General features: G+C 67.5%; 19 protein-coding genes. 8 read left to right on the forward strand and 11 right to left on the reverse strand.

Annotated elements, in window-relative coordinates; translation table 11 throughout:
* Window positions 1–248 precede the first annotated feature (248 nt).
* Entirely contained in the window at window positions 249–557 is a 309-nt protein-coding gene (locus Hhyl2_RS10960; protein WP_483550810.1) for a non-histone chromosomal MC1 family protein, read from the reverse strand.
* 216 nt (window positions 558–773) lie between these two features.
* Between Hhyl2_RS10960 and Hhyl2_RS10965 the strand changes: the two genes are divergently transcribed.
* The 3 genes from Hhyl2_RS10965 to Hhyl2_RS10975 are packed head-to-tail and all read left to right on the forward strand — an operon-like array spanning window position 774 to window position 2,599.
* Window positions 774–971 (forward strand): hypothetical protein, encoded by a 198-nt coding sequence (locus Hhyl2_RS10965; RefSeq protein WP_276179174.1) that lies wholly within the window; start codon window positions 774–776, stop codon window positions 969–971.
* A gap of 45 nt (window positions 972–1,016) precedes the next feature.
* On the forward strand, window positions 1,017–2,069 hold the full coding sequence (locus tag Hhyl2_RS10970) for a quinone-dependent dihydroorotate dehydrogenase (RefSeq protein ID WP_483550811.1): 1,053 nt from the start codon (window positions 1,017–1,019) through the stop codon (window positions 2,067–2,069).
* 59 nt (window positions 2,070–2,128) lie between these two features.
* Window positions 2,129–2,599 carry an RDD family protein gene (locus Hhyl2_RS10975; RefSeq protein ID WP_483550812.1) on the forward strand — a complete coding sequence of 157 codons (471 nt, stop codon included), beginning with the start codon at window positions 2,129–2,131 and terminating at the stop codon, window positions 2,597–2,599.
* 181 nt (window positions 2,600–2,780) lie between these two features.
* Here the strand turns inward: Hhyl2_RS10975 and pheT are convergent, their stop codons facing one another.
* Together pheT and pheS are read right to left on the reverse strand one after the other, a co-directional pair.
* Entirely contained in the window at window positions 2,781–4,559 is a 1,779-nt protein-coding gene (pheT, locus tag Hhyl2_RS10980; RefSeq protein ID WP_483550813.1) for a phenylalanine--tRNA ligase subunit beta, read from the reverse strand.
* Window positions 4,559–6,070, reverse strand: a complete 1,512-nt coding sequence (pheS, locus tag Hhyl2_RS10985) for a phenylalanine--tRNA ligase subunit alpha (protein ID WP_483550814.1) — start codon at window positions 6,068–6,070, stop codon at window positions 4,559–4,561. The genes pheT and pheS overlap by 1 nt, the downstream gene beginning before the upstream one ends.
* A 320-nt stretch (window positions 6,071–6,390) precedes the next feature.
* Here pheS and Hhyl2_RS10990 point away from each other — a divergent pair, with 320 nt between their 5' ends.
* Window positions 6,391–6,825, forward strand: coding sequence for a hypothetical protein (locus Hhyl2_RS10990; RefSeq protein WP_483550815.1), 435 nt, complete (start codon window positions 6,391–6,393; stop codon window positions 6,823–6,825).
* An 18-nt stretch (window positions 6,826–6,843) separates the two neighbouring features.
* Here Hhyl2_RS10990 and Hhyl2_RS10995 read toward each other — a convergent pair whose 3' ends face one another.
* The 3 genes from Hhyl2_RS10995 to Hhyl2_RS11005 form a co-directional block, all read right to left on the reverse strand.
* On the reverse strand, window positions 6,844–8,526 hold the full coding sequence (locus Hhyl2_RS10995) for a tryptophan--tRNA ligase (protein ID WP_483550816.1): 1,683 nt from the start codon (window positions 8,524–8,526) through the stop codon (window positions 6,844–6,846).
* 198 nt (window positions 8,527–8,724) lie between these two features.
* Window positions 8,725–9,726, reverse strand: coding sequence for a tRNA-intron lyase (endA, locus tag Hhyl2_RS11000; protein ID WP_483550817.1), 1,002 nt, complete (start codon window positions 9,724–9,726; stop codon window positions 8,725–8,727).
* 49 nt (window positions 9,727–9,775) lie between these two features.
* Window positions 9,776–10,501 (reverse strand): DUF91 domain-containing protein, encoded by a 726-nt coding sequence (locus Hhyl2_RS11005; protein WP_483550818.1) that lies wholly within the window; start codon window positions 10,499–10,501, stop codon window positions 9,776–9,778.
* Window positions 10,502–10,582: 81 nt separating this feature from the next.
* Here Hhyl2_RS11005 and Hhyl2_RS11010 point away from each other — a divergent pair, with 81 nt between their 5' ends.
* The gene (locus Hhyl2_RS11010) at window positions 10,583–11,239 is read left to right on the forward strand and encodes an HAD family hydrolase (RefSeq protein WP_483550819.1); all 657 of its coding nucleotides are present in this window, start codon (window positions 10,583–10,585) and stop codon (window positions 11,237–11,239) included.
* Window positions 11,240–11,322: 83 nt separating this feature from the next.
* Here Hhyl2_RS11010 and Hhyl2_RS11015 read toward each other — a convergent pair whose 3' ends face one another.
* A complete protein-coding gene (locus tag Hhyl2_RS11015) occupies window positions 11,323–11,565 on the reverse strand; it encodes a DUF8028 family protein (RefSeq protein WP_483550820.1) in 243 nt (80 codons plus the stop codon).
* 205 nt (window positions 11,566–11,770) lie between these two features.
* A complete protein-coding gene (locus Hhyl2_RS11020) occupies window positions 11,771–14,164 on the reverse strand; it encodes a DEAD/DEAH box helicase (RefSeq protein WP_483550821.1) in 2,394 nt (797 codons plus the stop codon).
* Between the two features lie 84 nt (window positions 14,165–14,248).
* On the opposite strand from Hhyl2_RS11020, the gene Hhyl2_RS11025 reads away from it, so the two are divergent.
* The 3 genes from Hhyl2_RS11025 to Hhyl2_RS11035 all read left to right on the forward strand — a co-directional run bounded on the left by Hhyl2_RS11025 (window position 14,249) and on the right by Hhyl2_RS11035 (window position 16,137).
* Window positions 14,249–15,331 (forward strand): M48 family metallopeptidase, encoded by a 1,083-nt coding sequence (locus tag Hhyl2_RS11025; RefSeq protein ID WP_483550822.1) that lies wholly within the window; start codon window positions 14,249–14,251, stop codon window positions 15,329–15,331.
* A 48-nt stretch (window positions 15,332–15,379) separates the two neighbouring features.
* On the forward strand, window positions 15,380–15,733 hold the full coding sequence (locus Hhyl2_RS11030; protein ID WP_483550823.1) for a hypothetical protein: 354 nt from the start codon (window positions 15,380–15,382) through the stop codon (window positions 15,731–15,733).
* 221 nt (window positions 15,734–15,954) lie between these two features.
* Complete coding sequence (locus Hhyl2_RS11035; protein ID WP_483550824.1) at window positions 15,955–16,137, forward strand: hypothetical protein; 183 nt, start codon at window positions 15,955–15,957, stop codon at window positions 16,135–16,137.
* Between the two features lie 42 nt (window positions 16,138–16,179).
* Here Hhyl2_RS11035 and Hhyl2_RS11040 read toward each other — a convergent pair whose 3' ends face one another.
* The 3 genes from Hhyl2_RS11040 to Hhyl2_RS11050 form a co-directional block, all read right to left on the reverse strand.
* Window positions 16,180–17,058: a CheF family chemotaxis protein gene (locus Hhyl2_RS11040; protein ID WP_483550825.1), complete on the reverse strand. Its 879-nt coding sequence runs from the start codon at window positions 17,056–17,058 to the stop codon at window positions 16,180–16,182.
* A gap of 86 nt (window positions 17,059–17,144) precedes the next feature.
* Complete coding sequence (locus tag Hhyl2_RS11045) at window positions 17,145–17,573, reverse strand: DUF7112 family protein (protein ID WP_483550826.1); 429 nt, start codon at window positions 17,571–17,573, stop codon at window positions 17,145–17,147.
* A gap of 3 nt (window positions 17,574–17,576) precedes the next feature.
* Window positions 17,577–17,966 (reverse strand): 30S ribosomal protein S6e, encoded by a 390-nt coding sequence (locus tag Hhyl2_RS11050; protein WP_483550827.1) that lies wholly within the window; start codon window positions 17,964–17,966, stop codon window positions 17,577–17,579.
* Window positions 17,967–18,090: the final 124 nt, after the last annotated feature.

An 18,090-nucleotide genomic window follows, 5' to 3' on the forward strand; every position in this document is an offset into this window, starting at 1 on the left:
CCTGTTACACTTAAGGGCATCGGATGGCTGCCGTGGCGTCGTGGGGCGGTTCCCCGCGTCGCCTTCGTATTTCTTCCGAGGACGGTGTCACACTTAACCCCGTCGAACTACACCCGCTACGTCATGCGATTCCATGGGCCGCTGTATCGTTGCACGCGAGTCGAGCACCGACGGAATCGAAACGCGAGGAAGTGTCCTATCGACGGCAGTGCACAACGGGATGTGCCGGGAAAAAGCCGGTCGCGGCGTCAGAGGTCGTCGAGGTGATCGACGCCCTGTTTCGAGACGTTCCCTTTCGTGATGTTACCGGGCATCCAGTCTGGCTTGTCGTCCGGGGCTTCCTCCCGCCAGGCCCACGCCTCGTAGATGTGGACCTTGTGGGTTCCTTTCTCCCGCAGTCTGATCTCCTGCCGGTCGGCATCGTCTTCACTGTCGGCTGGGTCGAGCCGTCGGGCTGCCTTCAGTGCAGCCTGCCGGGGTGTTCCGCCTGAGAAGACGCTCGATTCGTCACCGTCCTCGCGCAGCGCGAAGTTGCGCTTGTCACTGTCACGTGCCATGGTTTCGCCACTCCATGTCAATTCAGCACATGGCACAATATAAATATACCCCCGTATCCGGCTCCCGTCCCGGGGTGCGTTTAAATACGTCCCGCGAAATTACCCGTCGAGTCCGGGCGTCAACCGGGGCCAACGACGGGTCGACGACGAATCTGACGTCGGCCGCACGGTAGACTTAAGTGCATCCTGCGGTGATGCACGGAATAGGATAGCGCGATGGTGCGAAAGAAGAAGCTCAGTCCGAGTGGCGCCAAAGACGAAGACGGCGAATACCACAACGTACATATCAACATCCACGAGGACGAACTCGCAGTCGCCGGGATGGAGATCGGCGACGAAGTGTTCGTGCGCGTGCGTGACAACAAGATTATTATCCAGAAAGCAGACCCCGAGGACGTTGAACACGATTTCTGACGCACCGTCACGGGGCTGTGGATCCGCGACGGTGCCGACTCCCCAATGAGACTCTACGATATCGCGAAACCGATCCTGTTCTCGCTCCCGGCAGAGACGGCCAACACGAGCGTCCATCGACTACTCGAAGCCGTTGACGGGACCCCAGTCGCGGACCTGCTGGCAAGTCACTACACGGTGGCCGACGACCGGCTTCAGGTCGAAGCCTTCGGACAGCGCTTCGACAACCCGGTCGGTGTCGCTGCCGGGTTCGACAAGAACGCGACGGTCCCGGCGGTCCTGGCCGCACTCGGCTTCGGCTTCGTCGAGGTCGGGGGCGTCACCGCCGAGCCACAGACCGGCAACGCCCGCCCGCGGATGTTCCGCCTCCGGGAGGACGAGGGAATCATCAACCGGATGGGGCTGAACAACGACGGAGCCGACGTCATCGGCGAGCGGTTGGCCCGGACCGACGCGCCGTTCCCGGTCGGTGTCAACATCGCCAAGAGCGAGCACGTCGGGACCGACGACGCGCCCGCGGACTACCGCTACACCTACGAGCGGGTCGCCGAGGGCGGCGATTTCTTCGTCGTCAACGTCTCCTGTCCCAACTCCGAGGGGTTCGAGGAACTCCAGAACCGCGACGCGATGGAAGCGATCCTCGGCGAACTGCAGGACGCCGGTGCGGGGCCGCTACTCGTGAAGCTCTCGCCGGACCTCCCGGACCCAGCTGTCGAAGACGCGCTGGATCTGGTCACCGAACTCGGACTGGACGGCGTGGTCGCGACGAACACGACGACCGAGCGACCGGCCAGTCTGCGCTCGCCCAACGCGAGCGAGCAGGGTGGCCTCTCGGGGAAGCCGATAGAGAGCGACGCGACCCGGATGGTCCGGTTCGTCGCCGAGCGCGTCGACGTCCCCGTCGTCGGCGTCGGCGGCGTCTCGACAGCAGAGGGGGCCTACCGGAAGATCCGGGCCGGCGCCTCGCTCGTGCAGTTGTATACGGGTCTGGTCTACCGTGGCCCGTCGATCGCCCGCGAGATCAACGAGGGGCTACTCGAACTCCTCGAAGAGGACGGATTCGATAGCATCGAGGACGCGGTCGGCGCCGACCTCTGAGGGACGCGATCGGCGCAGCCCGCTGAAGGCTGAAGTACTGGGTGAGAGTGGGCACTGGTATGGCCGACGGTCGCCGGACACTCCACATCGCGTCCTGGGGCGACAGATTCCTCGCGTGGCTCGTCGACGTCATCGTCGTCGGCGGCGTACTCGCCGGACTGGGGCAGATCGCCGGCGTGTTCTCACTGTTGACCGGCAGTCTCTCGACGTCCCCGTTCGCGGGACTGAACGGACTCGCACTCTTCCTCTATTGGACCTGCCTGGAGGGGTACCAGGGCCAGTCGGCCGGCAAGACCGTGATGGACATCGCCGTCGCCGACGAGCGCGGCGAACCCATCGGCTACGGGACTGCGGCCGTCGAGAGCTTCGGGAAAGCGTTCCTGCTGCCGATCGACTGTCTCGTCGGCTGGCTCGCCTTCGAGAAAGAGGGGTTACGGCTGTTCAACAGACTCTCCTCGACAGTCGTCGTCGAGGTCGACGAGACCGACCAGTCCGACGAGGTGGAGTCCGTCTACCCGGGCGAGGAGTGATAACAACGCCAGGCGTCCGGGTTACTCCAGCGCGTCTAGCCGGAACTCGAAGCCCGCCACCGGTAGTTCCAGATCGTATTGCGACCACCTTTTTCATCAGTGGGTGTGCTCGCCACGCTCGCACACCCACCTCGAAAAACGTGGGCGAAAAAGCGCTCGCTCCCGCCAGTCGCTCGCAATCCTACTCCAGCGCGTCTAGCCGGAACTCGAAGCCCGCCACCGGTAGTTCCAGGTCGTGTTCGACCAGTACCTTCGGGTGGATCTCACCGATCACGCCGGCGGACTCGCCGTCGAGGACGACCTCCGCGGCCCGACCAGGGATGAACGAGGGGTGGCTGGTCGGTGGCGTCTCCAGGTCGGCGTCGAACGAGTCCGCCAGGGCCTGCAGACGGGCTTTCGCGTCCTCGTAGGAGGCGTCAGTGCGTGCGAGGACGGCCGCGACCGTCTGGCGCTCGGCGGCGCCCGTGTTCACGTCGTCGTCGACGTGGGCCGCCAGCCCGATCTCCGCGAGGTCCTGGGGGTACCGCCGGTGGGTGTTGTTCTCCAGAACCATCATGAGCGAGGGGAGCGCCCACGTCCGGAGGATAGTGTAGTCCTCGCTGTAGGGCTCCTGGATGGTGACCGGGTCGGCCGCACCGAGACAGTCGTCGTCCGGCTGCTCGCGGTTGTCACCGCTCGCGTTTTCGGCTGCCCCCTCCGGGGCCAGCCCCATCCGCTCGAAGTTCGCCGCCTCGTTGGTCATGTGGAAGTTCAGCAGGTCCTCGAAGCCCAGTCCAACGAGCGCGTCCCGCGCCGCGTCCTCCAGTCGTGAGCGGTCGTGGCGGCCGCCGACCGTCGAGACGTCCGGATAGGTCGGTTCGAGGCTGTTGAACCCGAGCGCGCGACCGATGTCGTCGATGACGTCCAGCGGGTGGAGCACGTCGACGCGGTAGGGCGGAATCTCGACCTCGTAGGCCAGTTCGCCGTCGTCGCGCGTCTCCGTCGCGTCGAGGCCGGCACGTTCGGCGTAGTCGACGACCTCGCGCTCCTCCAGGGAGACCCCGAGGATGCTCTCGATGCGGTCGTGCGTGACCGTCTTCGTCCGGGTCCCGAAGTCCGGCCGCTCGATGGTTCGCCCGGCGTACTCGCCGGGGGCATCGTCGGCGTACTCGACGTCGACGCGTTCGACGGTCCCGCCGCGGGCCTCCAGCGCGTAGCAGACGATGTTCAGCATGTGGTCGATGGTCCACTGGTCGGTCCCGGTCATCTCGACGAACAGGTCACGGGAGTCCTCGCTGACCTCGGTCCGGCGGCCGTTGATCACCGGCGGGAACGAGAACAGCCCGATAGAGTCGTAGATGGCCGGCACGCGGTCGAAGTCGGCCACGAGATCTCCGTAGGTCTGGCCGGTCTCGTGCTCGGCGATCACCTCGCTGGGCGTCATCTCTCGGTCGGCATCGAGGGGAACGAACGTCTCCTCGTCGGGATCGACGCTCGTGTAGGTGATGGACTTGCCCGTTCCCTCGGTCGCGGCCTCGCCCTTGAGCATCGTCAGGTCGTGGACGCCGATGGCGCCTTTCGCACGCTTGCGACCCATCGTCGCGTGGAGTTTCTCCTGGACCTGGATGAGCGACTCCAGGGCGTCTTCGCCCATGTCCAGGCCGCGGACGACCGCGCCGGTAACGTAGGGTCGTTCGGGGGGCTGGTTCTGAACCTCGATGGTCCACTCGGCGCTGTTGGTCGAGGGGACGTACACCCCGCGGTCGTCGCCGTAGTGGTACCGCAGCGAGCGGGCGACACCTTCGACGGAGAGGCGGTCGAGGCGGTCGGGCGCGAACTCCAGTTGGAACTCCTCGTCCTCGGTCAGGCCCTCGAACTCCAGGCCCAGATCGAACAGGTCCGCCCGGAGTTCGTCGTCGTCTTTCTCCTCGTGGCCGGTCAGCCGGCGCAGTTCGTCGGGGTCGACGTCGACGACGGGCATCAGTGCATCACCTCCGTCTCCCGCAGCAGTTCCAGATCACACAGCGTCCCGTGGACGTCCCGGATGTCCTCGAAGCCGTAGATGAGCATCAGCAGGCGCTCCAGCGAGAGGCCCCAGGCCATCACGTCGCAGTCGACGCCCAGGGGTTCCAGCACCTCGTCCCGGAAGATGCCCGAGTTGCCGACCTCGACGATGTCGCCGGTCTCGGGGTGGGTGCCGAACAGCTCGAAGCTCGGTTCGGTGTAGGGGTTGTAGTGGGGCTTGAACTCCAGATCGGTGATACCGAACTGTTCGTAGAACTCCGTGAACGTCCCCATCAGGTCACGAACGGAGAGGTCCTCGGCCATGACCCATCCCTCGATCTGGAAGAACTCCAGCAGGTGCGTCGGATCCAGCGTGTCGTTGCGGTAGACCTTCTCGACGCTGAAGTACCGCTGTGGCGGTTCCAGGTCGCCGATCTCGTGGCCCGAGAGGTACCGCATCGACAGCGAGGTGGTGTGGCCCCGGAGGTCCAGCCCGCGGGCGACGTCCTCCTCCCAGGGCGAGTGGTACCCCTCGCCGTCGGGACCGACGCCCTCCTTGTGGGCCGACCGGACCCGGTCGACCAGATCTTCTGGGAGGTCACCGATCTCGTCGGGCTGTTCGAGCGCGAACTGGTCCCAGTGGGTCCGTGCCGGGTGGTCCTGGGGCATGAACAGGCAGTCGTTGATCCAGAACTGCGCGTCGACGTGGGGGCCTTCCATCTCCTTGAACCCCATCCCGACCAGCGTGTCCTTGACGCGGTTGGCGGTCTGGCGGAGGATGTGCTCCTTGCCGTGACTCAGGTCCTCGGCGTCCGCGGCGACGTTGTACTCCGTGAACTCGACGTCCGCCCACTCGCCGCTCGTGAGCAGTTCGGGGGTGAGCTGGTCGACCGTCTCGGCCACCTCGACGCCCTCCATCAGCGCGGTGACGCCGTCGTCGGTCAACTGCACCGACCGAACGGTCTCCTCGCGGACCTCGATCAGCCCGCGGCGCTCCAGTTGGTCGAGTGCGTCGTCCTCGGCGTCGTCGGGCCGGCCATCGGCGACGGCCTCCAGGGCGAGCATCTCCGGGTCCTTGCCGGGCGAGACGTCCGGATCGGCCGTGATCTCGCCGCTGTCGATCTGGCCGTACCCCTTGCGGGCGTAGTTCGACAGCGCGATGTCGACGGCGCCGCCCTCCAGTCCCGACGCCCCGATGACCTGCCCCATCTGAACCGGGCCCTCGTCGGCACCGGCGTCGATCGCGGCCGCATAGAGGTCTTGCTCGGGCAGGCTCTCGCGGACGTAGCGGTCGCCCTCCTCGGTCAGTTCGTAGTGGGCGACGGTCGCCTCGCTCACGGCGACCAGGCCGTCGGCTTCCAGTTCGAACGCGGCCCGGGTGGCCGCCTGCGGTTGCAGGTCGGCCTCGTCGGCCACGTCGTCGATTCGTCGGTCCTCCTGTGCGTCGGCGGCCTGCAGGACGGCCACCTGTGCCTGTGGTCGTTTCATACGGGTGTCTCGGTCGTTATCGGCATAACCGCGGGTCGCTCAGTTAACGGTTCTCACTTCACGCGAGCGCGCCTCGCTCGTCGGGCGGTTTCGTCCGAGGACGCCGCTTGGCGCGCCCGGAGTCCGCCACCCGTCAGACGGATCAGGCGGCGAAGAAGAAGCCGAACCCCGGACGGCGAGGTGGCTGGCAAACGGCGCCGGCACGGTGGGATTCGGATGCCATGTGCGACCGATTGTGACGGCCGAACAAAAGGGTTGTGACGTGTCTCACGCTGAAACGCGGCCGAAAACCTATACCACAGCCGAGCAGACCGGAAACCATGGTCCCCGACGACGAGTCTGAACGGCGGGACGCATCGACAGTCGAACGCTGGGTCGGAACGGTACTGGACCTCACGCAGATTCCGGCGAACGTCGTCGCCGCGGTCGGCGAGGAACTCCAGGAGGGACTCGCCGGCGCGACGCCGGACCCAGCACACATCGAGTCCGCACTGGCCGACCTCTCTGCACCCGAAGTCGGGAACCTCCACCCCGACGCGACCGTGCGCGACGGCGCCACGCTGGCATCCGAGCAGGTCGACACCGTCGTGGAGACGAGCAACGACGCAGCAAGAGTTGCCATCGAAGGTAGCGGCGAGGCGGCGACCGTCCTCGTCGACACCGGCGGCGAGGTCGTCGAGGTCGCGGTCGACGGCGGCGAGGCTGCAGCGGAAGTGACTGCAAACGTCGTCGTCGCGGCACTGGACGGGCTGTAAGAGCTGTAGTACCCCGTCTCAGGTCCGCTTCCGGTCGGAGTCGAACTCGATGTCGAGTTCGTCGAGGCGGTCCTCCCACTCGGCGCGTTTCTCCTGGTGGTCTTCGAGGAACGCTTCCATCAGTTCGGCAGCCTGCTCCTTGCAGCCACCGCAGAGCCGTTCGCCGCCGACACACTCCTCGTAGACCTCCTCGGCGAACTCGTCGTCGTCGCCGGAGAGGAGGTAGGCGTACAGTTCGTAGACCGGACACTCGTCGGCCTTCCCGCCTTTCTCGCGCTGTTCCTCGGCGGTCGCGCGGCCGCCGGTCGTCGCCGATTTGACCTTGTCGTAGCCGTCCTCGGGGTCGTCCAGCAGCGAGATGTGCGAGGCGGGAATCGAGGAGGACATCTTCCCGCCGGTCAGCCCGGTCATAAAGCGGTGGTAGATCGACGACGGCGCGACGAAGCCGTAGCCGCCGTTGTCCAGTTCGACCTCGCGGGCCAGGTCCTCGGCCTCGGCGGCGTCCAGGTCGAAGGCGTCGACGTGCTCGTCGTAGACCCGTTTCTCGCCGTCGACGGCTTCGATGAGCGCCTCGAAGGCGTCCTCGGTGGCGTTACGGTCGTAGATGCGAGTTCGCGGGCGCAACGGTTCCTTCCCGGCGTTGTCGAGTTTCTCGGCGGCCGACTCGCGGGCCTCGGCCGGCGCAGGTTCGTGCTCGCGGAGCCAGTCGGCGGCCTCGACACAGCGAGGCCGGTCCGGGTCCTCGGCGTACTCCGCGCGGGCGTCGTAGGCCTGCCGGAGGAGCGTCCGCTCGGTCGGTTCGGCCTCGAAACTCGCGAACGCCTCCGTCACGCCGAAGTAGCGCATCCGCGCCGCCAGGTCCCGCGCCAGGCGCATGTGGGGATCCTGGTCCGGGCCGACGGGGATGACCGTCGGCTTGGGCTCGTCGAGTTGGGGGTAGAGGATGTCGGCCATCTGGGTGACGACCGACTGCATGTAGGAGATGTTCGTCTCGCCGTCGAAGTCGTAGATGGCCTGCAACTCGGAGGCGTTGGCCTCGGCGCCGAGTTCGAACGCCAGGTCCTGTAGCTCGCGGTTCTCGGACTGACGGTACAGTTCACCCTCCTCGGGGTCGAACCCGAGCGCCAGCAACGAGAGGACGTAGCTGCGGGCGTGCTCGTCGATCTCCTCCCAGGTCAGCCCGCGGGCGGCGTGGGCTTCGAGGTCGGCGATGAGCCCGTAAGCGTCCGCGCCCTGCTCCTGGTGCCAGATGATCTCGTCGAAGACCATCTTGTGGCCGATGTGGGGGTCGCCGGTCGGCATGAACCCCGACAGCGCCGCGAACGGGTCGCCCTCGCGCATGGCGTCGGCGACCGGTCGGTAGTCCCGGTGGCCGAAGATGACGCCGCGGCGCATCAGGTAGTGAGGGTTCGGGACCGCAGGCAGTACCTCGTCGAACTCCTCGATGCCGAACTGTTCGAACAGTTTGCGGTAGTCGGCGATGGTCGAGGAGCCCCACGGGTCGAGTCGGACGTCGTCGGCGCCGGCGGCGTCGGTACCTCCGTCAGACCTGAGATCTGACGAGGCTCGGCTCGCGTCGCTCGCCTCACCGCCGTCGGACCGAAGGCCCGACGTGGATCGCCCGACACTGCCGGGCTCACCGCCGTCTGCCACTGTCTGCTCGTCCGTCGATTCGTCGTCGGTGTGTGAATCTCGCGTCATGTGTCGTGTGTCGTGTCGGTGTGCGCTCGAGGCCACGGCCGAGAAAGCGGAGGGAGCATCGTCGGCCTCGCCGGCGGATTAGGCCCGCCGGACGGGGACCGCGAGACTGCCCACTTCCCGGTCACGCCAGCGCCAGCCGTCGACGGAAGTGGACACCATGTCGGGGACATACGCGAACACGGTCTTATGCCTTCCGGGTCATGGTGTCAGCCGCGAAACCGACAGCCACGACACCTCGTCGGCGACCAGCGCGAACACCATCTGCTTCCGCACGCCGTGGGCCAGGCGGACGTCCAACGCGAGGTCCCGCGGGCCGAACTGGTGGTCGGCGGGCAGCACGCGCACGAGCAGTTCGGAGTGGCCCAGATCGTCGACGCTCTCGACGTCGGCGTAGGTCCGGAAGTCGGCGCCGAATTTGAAGCCGGTCTTGGGGACCACACCGGCGTCGCGAAGCGTCGAGTACACCGTCAGTCGCCGGTCGAACCGCTCGCCCTCGACCTCGCGGCCGCGGTCGATGACGGCGTCTGTTCCGCCGTCGACCGACAGTGTCCCCTCGCGGGCGAGGTAGGCGGCCTCGACCAGCGAGAGCTGGACGGCGCCGTCGTCGTCGAGTCGCTGGCCGTAGAAGGCCCGCTCGTACAGCGCTGCCGGCGGGTCCCAGCACAGCACCCGCTCTGCCAGGAGGTCCCCCTCGACTGACGGGACTGTCGCCTCGCTCGTCCCGCCGACGTCGGGTCGCTCGGTCGCCAGATAGGTGATCTCGCTCTCCTCGTCGACGACCGCCAGGACGCAGTCGCCCAGTTCGGTCGCGGGGACGGTGTCGCGCTCGCCGACGACGCGGACGCGGTAGGCCACCTCGTCGTCCCACGGCCCGTTGCCCCGGGGGTAGACCACGAAGTCGACGCCCTCGGGGTCATCGACCCATCCCTCGCGGGCGGGCGTGAGGTAGAACCCCCGGTCCCGCAGGTCCTTGTAGACGAAGAAGGCGACCTCCGAGACCGCCGACGACGACAGCAGTGCACGGACGTCCATCCCGTCGACGCTGTCGATGTCACCGCGGTACAGCAGATGTGCCGCCTCGACGGGCGCGAGCGCGAGGTCGCCGCCGTTCTCGACGTGGCCGTAGCCACTGGAGTCGTAGAACCGCTCGCGGGCGCGCTCGCCGGCCCGGACGAGGCCGCCGGAAAGCGTCAGGTCCATGCCCGGAGTGACGGCCGCCGGGACAAAGCCCCTGCGGGTTCGCGCGCGGTCACGCACCCCCGACGTCGCAGGTGCTGTCCAGACAGCGAAGCCCGCCCGCAGTCTCGAACACCGGAAGCCCACAGTCGCAGGTGTCGACGACCAGTCCGCTCGGGACCGAGAAACCAGTATCGCAGTCGGGATACTGCTCACAGCCGGCCAGCAAACCGCCTCGGCGGATGATCCGCAGGTCACCACCACAGTCCGGACAGTCCCACCGCCGGTCGAAGGCCTCGATCACCCGGTCGTCGATGGCCTCGCACTCCCGGTCGAGACAGACTTCGAAGGCGTCACCGCGTTCGACTCTGATCGTCGGCAGTCCGCAGTCCCCACAGCGACCGCCCGTGACCGCGGCGTCGCTGGGGACGCCGTGACTCCGCGAGCAGGCCGTGCAGGCGACGGTCCCGCGGGTCCGGACGAGCGTCCCGGCACAGTCCGGACAGTCGGCGACCGGGACGCCGGCGTTCGAAGCCGGGAAGCGTGCGCTGCCGTGTTCCTCGTGGGCGACCACACGGAGGAGGTCGCCGCCGTCTCTGGCCGTGACCGTGCCGTCCTCGACGGCGACGCTCTCGGCCCGGGTGAGCCAGGCGACCGGCTGGTAGCCCTGTGCGTCGTGGACCAGAACGGTGTTGTCCGGTTTGACCACCACCAGAACGTCACCACGCTGTTCGCGCTCGCGCGAGCCCTCGAAGACGGTCGTACACTGGCCGGCCATCACACGCGTTCCGTCGTGCATGGCCCGGCCTGGGCCCGTCCCCGTACCTAAACCCTCGGCCGAGCCACAACAGGCAAGCCCCGCGAGCGCGGAGTGGGGGTAATGACGAGCCCACCACCCGCAATCTGTTTCGACATGGACGGCGTGCTGGTCCAGTCCGAGGACCACTGGGTCAGCATCGAGCGCGACCACATCCTTCCGACGGCGGCGCCGGACGACGACATCCCCGTTGCAGCGATCACCGGGCGTAACTACAAGGAGGTCTATCCCGACCTGGTCGCCGAGTACGACGTCGCTATCTCCCGCGAGGAGTTCGAGGGCCTGTTCGAGGAGGCCGGGCGGGAGATCTACGGCGAGCACGCCACGCTCCTGCCGGGCGCACACGACCTGCTGTCGGACCTACGGGAAGCAGGCATCCCGCTGGCGCTGACGACCTCGGCGCCGTGGGACTGGATCGAGGTCGTCGACGAGCGGTTCGACCTGCTCACGCGGTTCGACGTGGCGATCAGCGCCGAGGACATCGACGGTCCCGGAAAGCCGGAACCGGACATCTACCAGCGCGGCGCGACCGAACTGGGCGCCGACCCGGTCGATAGCTGGGCCATCGAGGATTCCAACGCGGGCGCGCGTGCGGCGGTCGCGGCCGGCATGACGACCATCGGCTTCCAGGGCGACGGTGACGACACTGACCTCCCGATGGTCGACCACCTCGCGAGCGACGCCACGGACCTGCGGTCGTTGCTACTCGACGGGGAGTGAGGGAAAACGGGGGCGTGTGTGGTGACACACGGGGTGGGTGGTGGAAACGCAATCGGTGTGTTGGGTGGTGGTGGAACGCAGGGTCAGGCGCGGTCGCCGTAGCGTCGGCCCAGTAGGAGGCCGAGCACGTTGGCGAGCAGCACGCCCACAAGGAGGACCGACTGTCCGTCGACCTGGCCCAACAGTAGTGGGGGGTAGGCCAGGGGTGCGAGCACGCCCGTCCAGAACGCGACGAAGCGAACCGGACGGACGGCCATGGATCTGACTGTGGCACTGGTGTCGGGGGCGTACTCTGCTGGGGAGCTGTGGGGCGACACACTGGACATCGGTTTCCTCCTCATCAGACCCTTACATCCATACCCCCATATAAACGGCAGACCGTTGGCGACAATTCGAGTGAGTGTACGCTCACCGGGGTTATTTCATCCCGTTTCAGACTGATTTTTCGATCAGTGAGACGGGCGCAGATGGTTCTAAAAGTTTTATCCAGTACGTTACAGGCGTTTTACGCTAGCCGAGAGACGGAGCGGCTTACCGGACAGCGACGGTCCGGGACTCGGTCAGTGGCGCCAGGGGAAGGTCCGGAAAAGTGACCTCGACGGTAAAGCGCAGTTCGTCCGCGTCCGCGCCGAAGACGGCGACCGGGACCGTCGCCTCGCCGAGATAGGAGGGCTTGGCGGTCATCTCCCGGCCGTTGACCGTCACGCGCAGGGCCGCGCGGGCGTCGCCACCCTCGTTGCGGACGGTGACCTCGCGCATCGCCCGGTCCCCGGCGGCGATCGTGTCGGGGAACGCCCCCCAGTCGACGTCGACGACAGGGAGCTCGCGGGCGTTGGCGACGACCTGCTCGGCGACGCCCGACCCGAGACCGGCCGCAGTCACGCCGTCGGCGCCCGCCTCGACCACGTCTGCCGGGGTCCGCAGTCCCTCGGCGGCGAGCGAACTGGCACGCCCCTGGCCGACGCCGTCGATGGCAGTCAATCCGACCGCGTCCTCGCTGATGCCGTTCTCGACGCGGGCCTCGACCCGGCGGGTGAGGTTGGCGAAGCGGCCGGGTGCGAGCGCGTCGAGGAACGCACGGAGCGCGGCCAGCAGGCGTAGCGCGTTCTGGCGGATGACCCAGGCGTCGCTCTTGAGCTCCGAGGGGGTCGTCCCGGTCATCCCCGATCGGAGGATGGCCAGCACCTTCCGCTGGCCGGCAGAGAGGTCCTCGGCGGTCGAGCCAAGCACCGCGTGGACGGCATCCTCCTCGTCGGAGCGGGCACTGACGCTGTCGAACTCGGTCGCGCCGGCGACAGCCCGGAGGACGTCGTCGGCGTCGATCGGGTCCTCGCCGGCCTCGGCCTGCCGGTCACAGCGTTCGGCCAGGTCCGCGAAGCGGCGGGCCGTCGACAGCCGCAGGTAGAACTTCGAGGCGAGCTGTCCCAGTCGTGTGGGCTCGATCCGCAGCCCGTCCTGCTCGACGAAGCCGTCGGCGACCAGCTCCGAGAGGGTATCGCTGACCCGCTCGCGGAGGTCGCTGCCGGCGGCGTACTCGTCGGGCGCCGACTGGGCGCGGGCGTAGTAGAACGTCGTCGCGAGCCACTCCATCACGTCGTCGACGTCACGGACGGTCCCGAGTGCGATCTCGGCGTTCAGATGGGCGTCCAGTTCCGCCGCCAGCCGGGACTCGATCTCCTTGCCGTCTCTGAGCAGGCGACGATATTTGTCGGCGTCCGAGCGGTCACAGACGACCCAGGCGTAGCCGCGGTCGTCGTAGCCCGGTCGGCCCGCCCGCCCGAGCATCTGGAGGATGTCCAGCGGGCTCATGTCGACCTCGCCCTCCAGGGGGTCGTGGAGCTTGGTGTCCCGGATGACGACACAGCGGGCCGGGAGGTTCACCCCCCAGGCCAGCGTCGACGTCGAGAACAGCAACTGGATCTTCCCCTCCTTGAACCACTGCTCGACCCTGTTCTTGTCCTCGCGGGCCAGGCCGGCGTGGTGGAAGCCCACGCCGTCCAGCACCGACTGACGCAGCGTGTCGTTCGAGAGGTCGGCGGCGTCGTTGTGGAAGTCGTAGTCCCCGCGTGCGCCCATCGGGACGTCCCGCTCGGTGAGTTCGTCGCGGGCCTTCTTTGCGGCCTGGACGGTGTCCTGGCGCGAGGAGACAAAGACCAGCGCCTGGCCCGCCTCGCGGATGTGCGGTTCCGCCAGGTCCAGCGCCCGGTAGAGCCGCCGGTACTTGTCGGCGAAGGCGTTCTCGCCGTGGGTGTAGGTCTTGACGTCGGCGTTCAGCGGCACCGGGCGGTACTCCTCGCCGAAGGCGAAGGTCGTCGCCTCACCGGCGTCCAGCCAGTCGGCGACGTCGTCGATGTTCGACATCGTCGCCGACAGTGCGACCACGCGGGGGCTACAGAGCCGCCGGAGCCGCGAAACCGTCACCTCCAGCACGGCGCCCCGCCGGTCCGAGTCCAGCAGATGGACCTCGTCGATGACACAGCAGTCGACGTCGGTGATGAACTGGTACCGCCGCGAGTCGTGTTTCCGGGTCGCCGAGTCGGCCTTCTCCGGGGTCATCACGAGGACGTCGGCCCGTTCGGCCCGGCGGGGGTTGAGGTCCCGCTCGCCGGTGACGACGTACACCGAGTAGCCCAGCTCCTCGAACCGTTCCCACTCGCTCTCTTTCTCGTTGGTGAGCGCGCGCAACGGCGCCAAAAAGAGCGCCGTCCCACCCGCGGCCAGCGTCCGGCAGATGGCGATCTCGGCCAGCGCGGTCTTCCCGCTGGCGGTCGGCGCGCTGACGACCACGTTGTCGTCGTGGTTCAGCAGGGCCGGCAGCGCCGCCGACTGCATCTCGTTGAACCGCTCGAAGGGGAACGCGTCGGCAAAGTCCGGGAGCACCTCCGCGACCGCGACCGTCGGCTCACTGTCGGCTCGGCGTGACACGTCATGAGGGCGGGACCGGGACGGCAAAGGCGTTTCTATGGCCCGTCGACAAGGCCTTTGTCGGCACCACCCGAGACAACTGTCGTGAACGCCGGAGCCCTCCTCGGGACGGTGCTGGTCGCCTGTCTTGTCGCGGCCGGCGTCAGGTATCGCGCCGTGCGCTACCGCGACGATAGCCGTGCCGAACCGGCAACGACGACCGCAGTCCGCCGCCTCCACCGCCGGGGCGCGCTGGTGGGCTGGGCGGGTGGCGTCGTCGTGGGACTCGCGACCGGGACCCCAGCGGCTGGCCGACGGGCCGTCGCGGCGACGCTGCCGGAACTGATCGAACCGGCGACCGCCATCGTCGGTGCAGCGCTCGCCGTCGCCCTCCCGGCCGTCCTCGCGGTGGCTGCCGTCCGTATCGCGACGCTCCCGGTCCAGCGGACCGTCGAGCGCGTCCCCCTCTCGTACCGGGCGGCGCTCCGGTTCGAACTGGAGCGGAGCATCGCGGCCGGGGCGCTGTTCGTGCTCGCGGTCGGTGTCGTCGCCCTCCTCCCGACGGGGTGGCCCCGCGTGGGCGGCGCGATCCTGGCTGGTGGCCTCGGCACGGCCGCGACACCCGCGTGGCTCGCGTTCTCCCTGCAGTCTCGCCGGCCGACCGAGACCGAGCGGGCGGTCGTCGCGGACACGCTGCCCGAGGACGTCGACCTGCTGGTGCTGGACGACTGGACCCACGTCGGGAGCGCCGTGGCCGCCGGATTCCTCCCCGGAACGCGCCACGTCTTCCTCACGGCGGCTCTCTTCGACGTGCTCTCGCCCGAACAGATACGCGCGGTCGTCGCCCACGAGGTCGGACACCACCGGCACCACCACGTCGCCCTGCGGTACGGGCTGCTGGCCGGGGCTGCCGGGCCGCTGCTGGTGGTCCTGGAGTTCACGCCCGAACTGCTGGGTCCGGCGTTCGTTCTCGTGGTGCCGTACCTCCTGGTCGCACTCGCCGTCCTCCGCCGGACGGAGTGGAGTGCGGACGCCTACGCGGTCGAACACGGTCACGGCGACGGACTGGCCGGCGCACTCGAAACGCTGGTCCGACGGGGCGCGATCACGTCGCTGGACGGGCAGCGCGTACTGCTGGCCGTCCACCCGCCGCTCTCGGATCGCATCGCTCGTGCCCGAGGGGCCTGACCACGGACGGGCCACGGGCTTTTGTGCCTGGCACCGCGTTGCCCACCCGTGGACAGAGACTGGGATCCCGAGACGATATTCGACGTCCTCGGCAGCGAGGAGGTCCGGCGCGTCCTGGCAGCGGCGAATCTCGAACCGGTGTCGGTCCAGCAACTGGCCGACGGGCTGGACGCCTCCGAGCCGACCATCTACCGGCGGGTCGACGTCTGTCAGGAGTACGACCTCCTGACCGAGGACACGCGCGTCGACGAGGACGGGAACCACTACAACGTCTACGAGGCGAACCTCGAACGGGTCTGTCTGGAACTGGACGGGGCCGGCTTCGAGGTGAACCTCGAACTCCGCCGGGAAGTGGTCGACCGCGAGGCCGACGCCTGGGACGAACGGAACGAGCGATCCTGACCGACGGTATTCGTCGGGCGAATCCCGACGCCGTCTTGTGGTCCTCGGACGCGGTTTCACGGACTGAAACGGCCGACCCGTCCTACGAACAGTCGCGTTCGGCCGGTGGAACAGCCACTTTTCGTGCGAGTCGTCCTGGACAAACTACGGCGACGATATCGGTAGCTTCGTGGCCTGAAGCGTCTGCTGAGGCTATAACAGCCAGCCTCGGTAACGCCCTGATGGACACGATGTCTGTACTCGAATCAGTCAAGCAGACGGTCGGACTCACAGCGTCGAAACCACAGTACGAGTGCGACGAGTGCGGTCACGAGTTCCGGTCGGACGCGGACCGTGACTCGTACTGGTTCCAGTGCCCCGAATGTGGCACCGAATCCGTTACGAGTATCCAGACAGACGACTGATCGCCGTCGACGCTCCCACCACCGTAGCTTTCGATCGTCGACCTAGGCGTTGACGTCTTCGAGGTGCCGACTCGCGACCACCTTACCCTTGGGTGTGAGCGTCGGCCCGCCGTCTCCATCCTGGACGAGTCCGTCCTTGTCCAGATCCTGGAGCACCATCGACACCTGCGAGGAGTCCTTCCCGAGGATGCTCGCCAGCGGCATCCCGCCCATATCGCCGGTGGAGTACATCGCGACGAGCACCTCCTTCTTGTCCTTCGTGAGTTCGACCTTCTGGAGTTCCTCCATGAGTTCGGAGTACTCACGGCGCAGATAGCGGCCGAGGATGGACATCTTGCGTGCGGAGGGGATAGCAGCCAGCGTCGTCAGTGCCTGGCCGTCCTGCATGTGTCGGACGACCAGCACCGGGCGCGAGGAGCCGTTGATCTCGCGGGTCGTCCGATCGAAGTCGGTGACAGTCTCCAGGTCGATGGCGAACGTGCCGCTGTCGCGGCGGAACTCGACAGTCCCGGGCGTCAGGAAGAGTCGCGCGGTCCGGAACGGGTCGTCGGAGACGCGCCCACCGACCCGGGCCCGTTCCTTGACCGTCGTCTCCGTGCCGTTGACGATCGCCTTGAACAGGACCGTCCCGAACTTCTCGATCTTGTCGTTGCCGGCCTCGATGGCGGCGACGAGGCGTTTGCCGTTGCGCTCGAACGCGACGGTCACCGTCGAATCGAAGAAATCGCCCAGGTCCGGCGGTACCTGGCCGATGGCGATGTCGAAGATGGAATCCAACGGGATCGTCAGCTTGTCGTTCTCACTGGCCGCCAGCACGAGGCGCTTCTGTGAGAGGACGACCCGCCCCCGAATCGGGTCACTCCGGCTGGAGACTTCGGAGTTGAATTTGGCGACGAAGTCCGCGATAACGGATTCCGACATATCAGTCGATATACGTAGTAACGGTGGCCCGGATATTGAGCGTTACGTACGAGTATCAATCGGGAGAATCGGGAGAGGGGAGAAGTTTACCCGTCCAGATCGCGCGCGATATCCGAGAGCGACGAATCCGGCCCACCGGTCACGCTGTAGACGGTCCGGGTCCCCGGTGTCCGCAGGCCGTACTCCTCGCCGGCGGTGACGACGTCGAGATGTGCGCTCCCACCGTAGGAGACGTCGGCCTCGGCGACCCACTCGGCGAGGCGGTTCTCGCCGTCACCCTCTCGCGCGGCGCGACGGTTGTCCGCGGCGCGCGTGACGACGAGGTCGCCCTCGAAGGTCGTCTCGACGAGCGCGAAGTACTGCTCGCCGTCGAGTGCGAGTCGGACGACGTCGTCTTCCGCGAGGCCCACGTCCTCGGGAACCGGAACGCGTGGCCGGTCGGTCCGGCCGATAGACTCGACAGAGACCCGGTGGGTCTCGACGGCGTCGTGGTCGCTCGGGATCCGGTCTGGCACTCGTTACTCGTCGTCCTCGCCCAGCAGCGCGTCGACGTCCTCGCTGCCGCGGGCGACGATCTTGGCGTTGATCTGGCGGGTCTCGTCGCTGACCTCGCGGCCGCGGACGGTGATGCGCTTGCGCTCGCCCTCGGTAGTCGGCTCGAAGCCGACGCCGCCGTCCGAGAGGATAGCCTTCGTCGCGGCACCACGGACGTCCGATCGCATCGGGCGCCCGGCCGTGTCCGAGCCGCCGGTCAGTTCCAGCGAGTAGCCGTCGAGGCCGACGGCGGTGCCGTCGACTTCCTCGCCGAGTTCGCGGCCGATGAATCGGTTCGCATCCTGTCCGTCGACGTCGATCTGGTACGTGTGGCCGCTCTCCGGGTCGGAGACGGCGACAGTGAATTCAGCCATACCTGTCTCCAATCAATCGCGCTTCAAAAGCGCATCGAAGCACGGTCCTGGCCTGTGAGAGTCCCACACGCGCTCGTTCTCGGGTATAACCTAACAGGTTAGGTAATGCAGCGAGACAGATGGG

This window comes from Haloarcula sp. H-hyl2 (genome assembly GCF_056934385.1).